The organism is Paenibacillus qinlingensis, from assembly GCF_013204845.1.
Lineage (GTDB): Bacteria > Bacillota > Bacilli > Paenibacillales > NBRC-103111 > Paenibacillus_E > Paenibacillus_E qinlingensis.
The window spans coordinates 603,692-616,676 of sequence record NZ_JABMKY010000003.1; the positions used below are offsets into that span (position 1 = coordinate 603,692).

10 protein-coding genes are annotated in these 12,985 nt (G+C 45.1%); 8 read left to right on the top strand and 2 right to left on the bottom strand.

Annotated elements, in window-relative coordinates; all coding sequences use genetic code 11:
- Window positions 1–24: 24 nt before the first annotated feature.
- The 5 genes from glgB (at window position 25) to cls (ending at window position 7,407) form a co-directional block, all read left to right on the top strand.
- Complete coding sequence (gene glgB / locus HQN88_RS09525; protein WP_274319035.1) at window positions 25–2,031, top strand: 1,4-alpha-glucan branching protein GlgB; 2,007 nt, start codon at window positions 25–27, stop codon at window positions 2,029–2,031.
- Window positions 1,974–3,122, top strand: coding sequence for a glucose-1-phosphate adenylyltransferase (locus HQN88_RS09530; RefSeq protein WP_068670193.1), 1,149 nt, complete (start codon window positions 1,974–1,976; stop codon window positions 3,120–3,122). The genes glgB and HQN88_RS09530 overlap by 58 nt, the downstream gene beginning before the upstream one ends.
- Window positions 3,123–3,128: 6 nt before the next feature.
- The gene (gene glgD / locus HQN88_RS09535) at window positions 3,129–4,238 is read left to right on the top strand and encodes a glucose-1-phosphate adenylyltransferase subunit GlgD (protein ID WP_173110369.1); all 1,110 of its coding nucleotides are present in this window, start codon (window positions 3,129–3,131) and stop codon (window positions 4,236–4,238) included.
- 52 nt (window positions 4,239–4,290) lie between these two features.
- Window positions 4,291–5,721 (top strand): glycogen synthase GlgA, encoded by a 1,431-nt coding sequence (glgA, locus tag HQN88_RS09540; RefSeq protein ID WP_173110504.1) that lies wholly within the window; start codon window positions 4,291–4,293, stop codon window positions 5,719–5,721.
- Window positions 5,722–5,946: 225 nt separating this feature from the next.
- Window positions 5,947–7,407, top strand: coding sequence for a cardiolipin synthase (cls, locus tag HQN88_RS09545; protein ID WP_337995178.1), 1,461 nt, complete (start codon window positions 5,947–5,949; stop codon window positions 7,405–7,407).
- A gap of 83 nt (window positions 7,408–7,490) precedes the next feature.
- Here cls and HQN88_RS09550 read toward each other — a convergent pair whose 3' ends face one another.
- Both HQN88_RS09550 and HQN88_RS09555 read right to left on the bottom strand, forming a co-directional pair.
- Complete coding sequence (locus HQN88_RS09550) at window positions 7,491–7,916, bottom strand: VOC family protein (RefSeq protein WP_173110371.1); 426 nt, start codon at window positions 7,914–7,916, stop codon at window positions 7,491–7,493.
- Window positions 7,917–7,992: 76 nt separating this feature from the next.
- Window positions 7,993–8,478: a MarR family winged helix-turn-helix transcriptional regulator gene (locus HQN88_RS09555; RefSeq protein WP_246320124.1), complete on the bottom strand. Its 486-nt coding sequence runs from the start codon at window positions 8,476–8,478 to the stop codon at window positions 7,993–7,995.
- A gap of 108 nt (window positions 8,479–8,586) precedes the next feature.
- Between HQN88_RS09555 and HQN88_RS09560 the strand changes: the two genes are divergently transcribed.
- From HQN88_RS09560 to HQN88_RS09570, 3 genes are all read left to right on the top strand, one after another.
- Complete coding sequence (locus tag HQN88_RS09560; protein ID WP_246320125.1) at window positions 8,587–9,537, top strand: NADP-dependent oxidoreductase; 951 nt, start codon at window positions 8,587–8,589, stop codon at window positions 9,535–9,537.
- A gap of 677 nt (window positions 9,538–10,214) precedes the next feature.
- Complete coding sequence (locus HQN88_RS09565; RefSeq protein ID WP_173110373.1) at window positions 10,215–11,189, top strand: ABC transporter substrate-binding protein; 975 nt, start codon at window positions 10,215–10,217, stop codon at window positions 11,187–11,189.
- Between the two features lie 68 nt (window positions 11,190–11,257).
- Window positions 11,258–12,898: an AraC family transcriptional regulator gene (locus tag HQN88_RS09570; RefSeq protein WP_173110375.1), complete on the top strand. Its 1,641-nt coding sequence runs from the start codon at window positions 11,258–11,260 to the stop codon at window positions 12,896–12,898.
- The last annotated feature ends 87 nt before the right edge of the window (window positions 12,899–12,985 follow it).

The window sequence follows — 12,985 nt, forward strand, 5'->3', positions numbered from 1 at the left end:
ACATGTCGAAATAGGGGGGATAATGTGGGAGCAAATGTTGGTCTACCCAGCTCCGAGGATTTGTTTCTGCTTCATGAAGGATCCCTTTTCCACAGCTATCGTATCTTAGGGGCACATGTTAGCAAAGAAAAAGGGCATGAAGGTGTTCGATTCGCCGTTTGGGCACCGCATGCGAGAACTGTGTTTGTACTTGGAGATTTCAATGTTTGGCAATCCGGCGAGCATACGATGGAAAAGGTTAGTTCGTTAGGACTCTGGATGATCTTCATTCCAGAAGCACAAGAAGGCGACTATTACAAGTTCGAAATTCATAGTCAAACAGGGGAGATTTTGTTAAAAGCTGACCCCTATGCCTTCTATTCTGAATTAAGGCCAGGTACAGCCTCACGGGTTGTAGATTTAGAAGGTTATGAATGGCAAGATCAAGCCTGGCAGCTCCAGAAGAAGGAAGTCCCCGCATATAATAAGCCGCTTTCCATTTACGAAGTGCATTTAGGCACTTGGCGTAAAAAAGATCGGAATAGCGAAGAACAGTACACGTACGAACAATTAACGACTGAATTAGTGGATTATGCGGTACAAATGGGTTACACGCATATAGAAGTCATGCCTCTAGCCGAGCATCCGTTTGATCGGTCTTGGGGTTATCAAGCAACGGGATACTTCTCCGTGACTAGTCGTCATGGTGCACCTAAGGATTTCATGCGATTCGTCGATCGTTGTCATCAAAAAGGTATCGGGGTCATTATGGACTGGGTTCCAGGCCATTTTTGCAAGGATAGTCACGGACTCCGCCAGTTTGATGGCATGCCTCTGTACGAATACGAAGACCCTCGTAAAGCAGAGAAGCTGGAGTGGGGGACACTTACCTTTGATTTCGGTAGGCCAGAGGTTCAGAGTTTCTTAATTTCGAATGCCTTATTTTGGATGGACATGTATCATATGGATGGAATCAGAGTAGACGCTGTTGCATCTATGCTTCATCTTAATTTCGGCAGATGGGATGAGGAGCCGATCTTTAATCAACACGGTGGTGAGGAGAATTTGGAGGCTGTTGCGTTCATTCGCAGGCTAAATCAAGTAATCTTCTCCTATTATCCAGACGCGTTGATGATGGCGGAAGACTCAACGGATTGGCCGTTAGTTACGGCTCCTGTTCACGAGGGTGGACTTGGGTTTAACTACAAGTGGAATATGGGCTGGATGAACGATATGCTGAAGTATATGAAGCTGGACCCCATCCACCGCAGGTATAATCATAAGTTGATTACCTTCTCGTTCATGTATGCTTGGAGCGAAAATTATGTACTTCCCTTGTCACATGATGAGGTTGTGCATGGAAAGCGTTCACTCCTGCATAAGATGCCAGGAGACTATTGGCAGAAATTCGCTAATCTGCGTGTTTTATATGGCTATATGTCAGGGCATCCAGGGAAAAAGCTGCTCTTCATGGGAAGTGAATTCGGTCAATTTGACGAATGGAAAGATCTCGAAGAGCTGGATTGGTTTTTATTAGACGGTTACGAGAAGCATGAGCAGATGCATCATTATGTGAAGTCGCTCAATCAATTTTATTTAAACGAACCGGCCTTGTGGCAACTGGATCATGATCCAGAAGGCTTTGCATGGATTAATCCCCATGACGAGAGCCAAAGTGTTGTCACTTATTTGCGAAAAGGGAAATCGCCGGAGGATGAACTGATACTTGTGTGTAATTTCACACCCGTTGTTCATCCGGATTATCGGATCGGCGTTCCGAAATTAGGTCTTTACGAAGTCGTATTTAATAGCGACGCAGCAGAGTTTGGCGGTTCCGGACAAGGAAATACGCTGCCGATCACAAGTAAAGCAAGTCCCATGCATGGCAGTCCCTACAGTTTATCGCTATGTATTCCGCCGCTTGCGGCTGTCTATATCAAGTGTGTGAGTGAATTCCAATCAGAGATTGATGAAGGTGAAGGGGGAAATCAAATATGCGCAGTAAAGAATGTGTTGCTATGCTCCTCGCTGGAGGAGAAGGGCGAAGATTAGGCGTACTGACGAACAATTTAGCTAAGCCAGCTGTTCACTTTGGCGGCAAATATCGCATCATTGATTTTACTCTCAGCAATTGTACGAATTCAGGGATTGATACCGTAGGTGTTCTTACACAGTATCAGCCTCTTGTTCTCAATACGTACATTGGTATTGGAAGCTCTTGGGATCTTGACCGCAAGTATGGCGGCGTAACCGTATTGCCACCGTTCATGGAGCAAAAAGGCGGAGACTGGTACAAAGGAACTGCAAACGCGATTTATCGCAATATCGGCTTTATCGAGCAGTATGATCCAGAATACGTCTTGGTCATCTCGGGTGACCATATTTATAAAATGGATTACGATCTCATGCTTTCTTATCACAAAGAGAAAAAAGCGGACGCAACGATCGCTGTTATCGAAGTGAAATGGGAAGAGACTAGCCGATTCGGCATCATGAGCGTAAATGAGAAGCAGGAGATTACGGAATTCGCTGAAAAGCCGAAGGAAGCAAACTCCAACTTGGCTTCTATGGGAATTTACATTTTTAACTGGAAAGCATTGAAATCGTATTTGCTTGAAGATGAGGCGAATCCGGAGTCCAGTAAGGACTTTGGGAAAGATATCATTCCGATGATGCTGAAGGATGAAGCGAGAATGTTTGCTTATCCATTCCAAGGCTATTGGAAAGACGTCGGAACCATTGATAGCTTATGGGAAGCCAATATGGATCTTTTAGATGACAATAATGAACTTAACTTAAATGATAAAGACTGGCGTGTATATTCACAGAATCCGTACCAACCTGCTCAATACGTAGCGCCTACGGCAAATATTAAACGTTCATTGGTTAATGAAGGCTGCGCGATTTTTGGAGATGTCGACCACTCCGTTCTCTTCTTCGGTGTTCAAGTAGGTGAAGGCAGTCAAATCAAGGATTCAGTCATCATGCCGAATGCTAAGATTGGTAATAACGTAACGATTATCAAAGCGATTATTGGTGAGAATACGGTTGTTGAAGATGGTGCGGTTGTCGATGGCAATGGTGAAATTGTACTTATTGGCGGTAACGAACGGGTAACAGGCTACGCTAATCAGAAGGGATGATGTCAGATGAAACATGTGATGGGAGTCATTAATTTAGTCAATGAACCGGATGATTTGGAGGAACTGACTTATTTCCGCTGCCCGGCATCTGTGCCTTTCGGTGGTCGTTATCGGTTAATTGATTTTGCGCTTTCCAATATGGTGAATTCCGGAATTGATAATGTGGCTGTTTTCACGCAGCACAAATATCGTTCGCTCATGGATCATCTGGGATCTGGAAAAGAATGGGATTTGGATCGTAAGCGCGGGGGACTATTCGTACTACCTTCCGTACTGGATGAACCGACAGGAGTTTCACGCGGAGATCTGTATCAATTCTATAGCCACCGAGACTATTTCTACCGTGGTAAAGAAGAGTTCGTGATTATTTCCCGCAGCCACATGGTGTGCAACCTGGATTTGACTGATGCGGTACGTTACCATGAAGACATGCAAGCAGATATCACTGTGATATATAAGCAAACGGATGAAGAGGTTCATGGGAAATTCCGCCGTATGGCTGTGAAAGACACAGGTCAAGTAACTTTGATGGAAGATCATACGGGCCGCTTGCGGACGAATAACATCTCCATGGAAATGTATATCATGAGCAAAGCGTTGCTCTTGGATATGGTGGAATCCTGCCTAGCGCAAGGTTATGATCATCTCGTTCGTGATGGTATTATGAAAAATATTGATAAATTGAGTGTGTATGGTTACAAATTTGAAGGGCATCTGGGTATTGTGAACTCCATCCAAGGTTACTACAAGCACAGCATGCAGCTGCTTAATCCTGCAATTTGGCGTGAGCTCTTCTTCCAGAAGAACCTCATTTATACGAAGGTTAAGGACGAACCACCCGCCAAATATTTCGATTCCGCTGCAACCAAAAATGCGTTAATCGCAAATGGCTGCCAGATTGAAGGAAAAGTGGAGAACAGCATTTTGTTCCGCGGAGTGAAGATCCGTAAGGGTGCCTACGTGAAAAACAGTATCATCCTGCAAAACTGCGAAATTGAGGAAAACGTGATTATCGAGAATGCGATTCTGGATAAAGACGTCTTCATTAGCCGCGGTCGCGTATTAACTGGTGACAATAAAGCACCATTCATTGCAGCGAAAACCAAAGTGATCTAATCACAAGTTCGTGTGTTAGATCAGGTTCTAGCAAAGTTGGAGGAGTGGCATGATGAAAATACTGTTCGCGGCTTCGGAGGCCGTTCCTTTTATAAAGACAGGCGGCTTAGCGGATGTGATCGGCTCCTTACCGAAGGAGCTGACGCGTCAGGGACTTGATGTGCGTGTTATTTTGCCAAAATACGGAGATATCCCGGCTAAGTTCAGAGAACTGATGACACAAGTGACATCATTTGAGGTACAGTTGGGCTGGCGCAAGCAATATATCGGCATTGATATGTTGGTGTATGAAGGGGTTACCTTCTACTTCGTCGATAACGAGTTTTATTACAAGCGTTCGGGTATTTATGGCTTTGGTGATGAGGCGGAGCGATTTGGCTTCTTCAGTCGAGGTGTTATTGAGGCCCTGCCGTACCTGGATTTCCAGCCGGATGTGATTCATTGTCACGATTGGCAGGCAGGTATGATTCCTGTTCTGCTGAAGGCTCATTACCTCCATTTGCCTTTCTTTAGTGAAATCAAGACGATGACGACGGTCCATAATTTGAAATACCAAGGCGTATTTGGTCAAGGGGTGTTTAAGGATTTGTTCGGTTTGTCGGATGATCACTTCTCAGGAACAGCGTTAGAGCTTCACGGTGGTGCAAGCTTCCTAAAGGGTGGACTGTTGTACTCGGATCAAATAACTACGGTTAGTCAGACGTATGCGGAAGAGATTCAAACACCGTATTATGGTGAATTCTTGGACAGCCTGTTACGACATCGCAAAGATCAATTAACGGGTATTGTGAACGGGATTGACTATGACGTGTTCGACCCGATGACGGACAAGAATCTGGTTGTGAATTACCGAGATTCTTTACCGAAGAAGACACAGAATAAGATAGCCCTTCAGGAGCGTCTAGGACTTCCTGTGAATGGTGATATCCCGATGATTGTACTGGTAACTCGTCTTGTACAACAGAAGGGGTTAGATTTGATTCAGCACGTGCTTCGTGAAATCCTTGCTTTGGATATACAGCTTGTTGTTCTTGGAACTGGCGAGCCTGTGTATGAGCAAATGTTCCGGAACGCTGCAATTACACACCCGACTAAGGTATCGGCGCACATCTATTTTGACGAAGCGCTAGCACACCAGTTCTACGCTGCGTCTGATCTCTTCTTAATGCCATCACAATTCGAGCCATGCGGCATTGGGCAATTGATTGCGCTGCGCTATCGATCCGTGCCGATCGTTCGTGAAACAGGCGGTCTGAAGGATACGGTACAGCCTTATAATGAGTTTACAGGAGAAGGCACAGGGTTCTCCTTCACGCATTATAACGCGCATGATATGCTGCACATCATCAGGCGAGCGGTTTTCTTTTATAAGAATGATCGCGACAGTTGGTTGAAGATTCAGCAGAATATGAAAAAAGGTGACTTTAGCTGGCGCAAATCTGCGCAGCAGTATATCACGCTTTACAATGAAATGACCTCATAAATATTGGGAAAAGCCTCTTAATTCGAAAGAATGAGGGGGCTTTTTTCGTTACCACATAAGAATTTATAAGTTTCCGGTACTCGGAATAACAAATTTTTATTGGCGATAAAAACAACATTTAAAACGCGGTCGCTCATCTTCGAAGTACTTCGATAGAAGTTTTTCTCATTTAGTAAATTCAGGTATAATAGGTGCAGACAGTAAAGAGGGTTGGAGTGGTAATTGATGGGCATGGATTGGATTTCTCATATGTTAACTGTGTTGTTCGTGGTAAATATTTTATTGGCGCTCACGGTGGTGTTCTTAGAACGACGTAATGTAGCTGCTACATGGTCTTGGTTAATGGTGCTATTATTCATTCCTATTCTAGGCTTTCTATTGTACGTGATGCTGGGTCAAAACCTGAGCCGCCGAAAACTGTATAAATGGAATAAGCGTATGCAGGAACGAATGCAGACTGTGATTGGTGAGCAGCGGCAGCAGCTTATGGAGGGGACTTTTCCCTATATCGATCCGATGGTGATGGAGTACCGGTATTTAATTTATCTGAATGTAGCTACGAATGATTCCTTTTTGTCGCAGGATAACGACGTACATATTTTCACCGATGGGGTCGAGAAGTTTAATGATTTGATTAGCCGAATTGAGGCTGCCGAGCATCATATCCACATGCAATATTATATTGTCAAAAATGATACCTTGGGTCAGCGGATCCTGGAAGTGCTCACTCGCAAAGCAAAGCAAGGGGTGACCGTTCGTTTTCTATATGATGATATCGGCTCACGTACGCTGAAGGATTCGTTTTTCAAAGATTTTCTTCAAGCAGGTGGACATAAAGCGGCTTTCTTTCCATCACGTATTCCTTTTCTTAATTATCGGGTTAACTATCGAAATCATCGCAAGCTCGTGATCATTGACGGACAGATTGGCTACATTGGCGGATTTAATATTGGGAATGAGTACCTGGGCTTGAATCCGAAATTTGGTTACTGGCGAGATACGCATCTTCGATTGTCAGGCAGCGTAGTGCGAGCGTTGCAATCACGGTTCATATTGGACTGGAACCTTGCATCGGCAGAAACATTGGAAGTAGATACCACTTATTTTCCAGCGATTTTGGAGAAATCTGTGCAAGGAAAAGTTCCAATGCAAATTGTCGCAAGTGGCCCGAATGAAACTTGGCCGCATTTTGTGTATACATTTCTCAAGCTGATTCATTTGGCCAAAAGCCGGATTTTACTGCAAACGCCGTATTTTATTCCCGAAGAAAGCATGTTGAATGCGTTGCGAATTGCGGCGCTCTCGGGGATTGATGTAAGGATTATGATACCTGAGAAAGCTGATCATTTATTCGTTCATTGGGCTTCGTTGTACTATGTTGGTGAATTGCTGCGTGCAGGTGTGAAATGTTATCTGTATGATTACGGCTTTCTGCACGCCAAAACAATTATTGTAGACGGTAAAGTGGCTTCAGTCGGTACTGCGAATTTCGATATTCGCAGCTTACGGCTTAATTTTGAGACAAATGCACTGATGTTTCATGAGGAGACGGCAACGAAGCTGGAAGAGACCTTCTGGAAGGATATGGAGGGGTGTATGGAGCTAACGCTGGAGGAATATGAGAAGCGGTCGCTTCGCATCCGATTCTTGGAGTCGATTTCGAAGCTGATATCACCTATCTTATAGTGAAAATAAAAGGATTCCGTAAACTCACTTGAAGGAAGTGAGCGATGGAATCCTTTTTCTCTAGAGAGAGCTATGTGTAATTTCTAGAAATTTTCACCACTGTCAAGATTGAACTGCCAAAGAATGCCGAACTTGTCCTCAACTTGTCCGTACAATTTGCTCCAGTCCGTTGCTTGAAGCTCCATGCCAATTTTTCCGCCTTCTTTGAGCTTGTGGAAAGCACTTTGGATTTCGTCGGCGTTTGCGCTAACGTAGGAAAGACTGATGTTGTTACCTACAATGTATGGCATACCTGGGAATACATCGGAGAACATGAGCGGGCTTCCGTTAATATCTAGACGAGTGTGCATAACGCCATTTTTGGCTTCTTCAGGAAGCGGATAGTCGGGGTGAGCGGGCATATCGCCAAATGTAATGATTTTGGGAGTGGGCAGATTAAATACTTCAGCGTAGAAAGTCACAACTTCGCGCGTGTTTCCTTGGAAATTTAAATAAGCATTAATTGACATGACCATTCTCCTCTAATTGTGAAATTGGGACAACCTCCTATATTCTAGCACTGGTTACATTGAAAATCCACCTGACCTATAAGCGGAGTAATAGGGACTGCAGTTGACTTCTGCCTTCGGCGGACAATGATTTGAGTACTTGATCGGAGGCTTGGCTCATCGCGGCACGTGCTTTCGCAATTAAGGGAGGTGCTTCATCCGTTAACTGGAGAAAGGTGGCTCGGCGGTCATCAGGATCCGTCGTACGATGGATGAGAGCTTCTTGTTCAAGTGCGTCAACGAATTGGGTAACGGTGCGCGCTTTAATCCCTAATTTGGTCGCGAGTTCTGACATGCGAATGCGTCCTTCTTCTTCAATCGCAATGAGGACACGTACACGCGGCCCTGTTAAATAAGCAGGGATTCCTAACTCTGCTAAGTGCTCCTCAAATTGGGTATGCAAACGATGGGTCGTACGTATTAATAGTTGTAAAATGTCTCCGGCTGTAGGTGTGGATGAAGCAAGGCTGGAATCCATGGATGGTGGTAGTTGATCCCGTAAGTTGGTTCGAGTTGGTTTCATAGTCCTCCTTGACATCTGAGAAAGTACTGAGTATACTCAGTTTTATTCAAATACTGAGTATACACATTAAATATACCATACATGAGATGAAAAGAGGAGAGATCTAAGATGAGTGATCACATGGACAAAAGCGACGTTAATCTGATGCGTGCTGTGCGATACCATGCTTTTGGTGAGGCGGAAGTCCTGCATGTAGAATCAATCCCCATTCCGCAGCCACAAGAAGGTGAAGTCCTTGTTCGCGTATATGCCGCTGGTATTCTACCCGTTGATTGGAAAATACGCCGAGGATTGTTCCCGATGCCGATTCAATTTCCACATATTCCTGGAACTGCGTTCGCGGGCGTCATTGAGGCAGTTGGCACAGGAGTGTCCACCTGGCAGATTGGAGATCCTGTATTCGGTCGCAGCACGAAGGGCACGTATGCAGAGTTTACGACTGCGCCTGAGGATGCGATTGCACGTAAGCCCGCTTCGATATCCTACGAAGAGGCTGCGACCTTGTCAGGCGGTGCCACAACGGCATGGCGTGCCATTATTTCGGAAGGCCAAGTGAAGCCGAACGAGCGTGTTCTCATCCATGGCGCCGCGGGAGGCGTTGGTATGTTCGCGGTTCAGTTCGCAAAATGGATGGGTGCAGAAGTCATTGGTACGGCAGGACCGACGAATGGGTCCTATGTGGAATCCTTAGGGGCAGACAAGGTAATTGATTATTCGTCTGAACGATTCGAAGATATCGTGGAAGATGTCGATTTCGTGCTTGATACGGTGAGTGGTGACACACTGGCACGTACTTGGTCTGTTATGAAGCAAGGAGGCAGATTGGCTTCGATTGCAGGCCAACCGCCGCTGGAGAAAGCCAAGCAGCATGGCATCACCTTAATTCGTCCGGGCATCGCTACGAAAGATGATTTGAAAGCCATTGCGGAGCTGATCGATGAAGGAAAGCTAACGATTCACATTGAGCAAAGCTTTACAATGGCGGATGTGCGTCAAGCGCATGAGAAGAGCCAGACTGGGCATGGACGGGGGCGGATCGTGCTGCGGATGATTGACTGAGCTCTTTTCATGAAATAAGTAACAAAGGCCCTGCCGTCAAACCTAACGACCTCCCGAATACATCTCTTTAAAGCACTGGAAGTGCCCAGTTATAGGTTCCCCGGTTGACCAACGTCTGCTAGCGCACAAAAATTGTGCGCAAGAGAAGAATCTCGGTCGACCAGCGCCCGCTAGCGCACAAAAATTGTGCGCAAGAAAAGCCCCCGGTCGACCATCGCGTGCTAGCGCACAAAAATTGTGCGCAAGAGAAGAATCTCGGTCGACCAGCGCCCGCTAGCGCACAAAAATTGTGCGCAAGAAAAGTCCCCCGGTCGACCAGCGCCCGCTAGCGCACAAAAATTGTGCGCAAGAGAAGAATCCCGGTCGACCATCGCCCGCTAGCGCACAAAAATTGTGCGCTAGAGAAGAAACCCGGTCGACCAACGTCTGCTAGCGCACTAAAATTGTGCGCAAGAGAAGAAACTCGGTCGACCATCGCCCGCTAGCGCACAAAAATTGTGCGCAAGAAAAGCCCCACAGTCGACCAGCGCCCGCTATCGCACATCTAATTCCAAACTATGCAATCGTGCGGTTGCAACAAGAAAAGTCAGCATTTTTACGTATTCACAAATGAGGCATTGTCCTATATACTCCTAATTATCGATAATGATTATCAGTATCATCTAGGGGGATATATTATGATTCAAGCAAGAAAATTAGTTAATTTCACAGCAGTTTTACTCGTGTCTTCATTATTTCTAGCCGGCTGTGGTGCCAGTACTGATACGAAAAATGCAGCAGCAACAGCAAGTCCATCACAAGCTGCAGGAACAGCAGCAACACCTAAAGCACCTCAGGAGCGAATCCTCAAGGATGCGATGGGACATGAAGTGAAAATTCCAGGCGAGGTCAAGCGTGTGATTGCTCCTTTCCTAGAAGACGGATTAACGGCAATCGGCATTAAGCCTGTCGCACAATGGTCCGCAGCTGGTGAACCTCAGCAGTATTTGCAAAATGTATTAAGCGGGGTTCCTGTGTTGGACATGGCAGGTGGACTTAAGCCTGAGCAGACGCTAAGTCATAATCCTGATCTTATTATTCTTGCAGCGCCAACGTACATGAAGAATGGCACGTATGAGGATTTCTCCAAAATTGCCCCAACTTTCGTATTATCCAATGATGAGAATGACTGGCGTGGAAATGTGGCCAAATTAGGCGAAGTTCTAGGTAAAGTAACGGAAGCTGAGCAAGCCATTAAGAAATATGATGAGAAGCTAGGGGCTTCCAAAGATAAGATTCGAACTGCAGTCGGGGATAAATCAGCGGTATTATTCCAATCCGCAAATGAAAAAGGATTTAAGTTGTTCGGAGCGAATTTCTATAGCGGAAAGCTTTTGTATCAAGGCTTTGGATTTAAGCAGCCGAAATTGCTCAAAGGAGACTATGATACGTACTCCTTGGAAACATTAGCGCAGCTCGATGATGTTGATTACATTTTCGTTCTATCTGGCAAAGGTCGAGCGAAGCCACCTGTGGATAATCCACTATGGCAGCAACTGCCCGCTGTGAAGCAAGGTCATGTGTATGAAGTGGATTCAGGTCACTGGTTCAATCAAAATGTGATCGCGAATCAATTAATTATCGATGATGTACTACGTAATCTAGTTAAATAGATTTTGTATAGACGGGGGATTCCCTCGTCTTTTACGTGTTTAAATCGAGTATATAGGAGCGCAAATATATGAACCAAGAGGTTACTCCGCCGGAAGTAGAGGACGAGAATCCATTTAACTCGATGTGGTATAAGCTGACAACCATTGAACGAATCATGAGGAAGGATCTCCAGTGGCCGATTGAACGAGATTTCATTAAGGCCGATTCACTCATGCTAGTCGTTTCAGATACATCGGATGGCCGTCTGGTTATTAATGGTCAGTATTACCCGTTGCGATTAGGTACTGTATTCATTTGTAAGCCTGGGCAACTGATAGAAGTAGGTCTTCCTAAAGACGAGGACCATGGTGTTTATGTGCTCCGTTTTCAAGCAGCAGCTATTCAGCAAAAGGAAGCCACTGAGACTAATATACAGCCAGTCAACACATTCCCAGGTGAGGGTGAAGCCATACTTCTTCCCGTGTCAACGGTCATCCCTCTGGTTAAAATGATCGTGACCCATTGGGAGAATGGTACAATAGCGGATCGCTTCCGAGCAGAGGCGGGATTCTATGAGTTACTTAGCCTGGTATTGCAAAACGAAGAACACAAAACGTCGATCGCTCTGGAATACGCGAAGTTTATGCTAGAACGAGATTATACAGAAGAAATTACGATTGACGGACTAGCTGCAAGAGCTGGTTTGAGCCGATTTCATTTTATGCGATTATTTAAAGAGAAATTTGGAAAGGGCGTTATTGAATACGTAACCGAATTACGCCTAAGTAAATCGAAGGAGCTCATGCGGGAACTCCCGAATTCCTCGATTCGAGATATTGCGTTCCAAGTAGGGTATAAGAATGAGATATATTTCAGCAATAATTTCAAGAAACATATGGGCATGGCACCTGCTGTTTATTTGAAAAATACGAAGATGAAGGTTGCCGCATACAGTTGGGTGAATATCGGGCAATTGCTTGCGCTGCAAATTATTCCTTATGCCGCACCGATGGATCATTATTGGACTGATTTTTATCGCAATAAATATGCCTTTGACGTGACGGTCCCATTGAGTCATCATTATGAGTTCAATCTTACGGCGTTACAACAATCGTCACCTGATTACATTATTGGTATTGATGCTTGGATTCCTAAAGCTGAGCAAGTGAAGCTATCCGAGACAGCTTCCACTTTATTTTTACCATGGGATGGAAATTGGCGCGAGCATTTAATCTTAATCGGTGATTTCGTCGGGAAATCGAAAGAGGCAGCAAAATCGTTGCAAGGCTACGATTTAAAAGCTGCTGATGTAAGAGAAGACGTCAAATTGAAGATGAAAGAGGATAGAGTGTTAGTCGTTCTAGTTCATCACAATGAAATATCGGTGTGGGGTAGACTAGCTGGTACGGTCTTGTACGATGATCTGCAACTTATCCCACCGAGTCAATTGAGTGATATTCAGTGGACGAAATCCGTGCAAGTGACGGAGTTGGCGTCGTTTGAAGCTGATCATTTGATTGTGAATGTTGGTAAAGATCCCATTTCGCAAGCGACTTGGGCTAATCTATCCAAACAGGGGGAGTGGCGCGGTTTAACGGCAGTCATGAAGGGGCAGGTTCATGTGACGCCTGGTTATGCTGGTTGGGAATCACCTTGGAATGAACATACGGCCTTCAATCATGAGCGCCTCTTACAGCAGATAGCACAAATGCTACTTCCAGCAACATAATTGTTGCTGGATTTTATTTTGATTCTATTCGAATACCCGAAATCATGATAGAATTACTGCAAATTGGAAGAGTCTGTGGGTGAATGT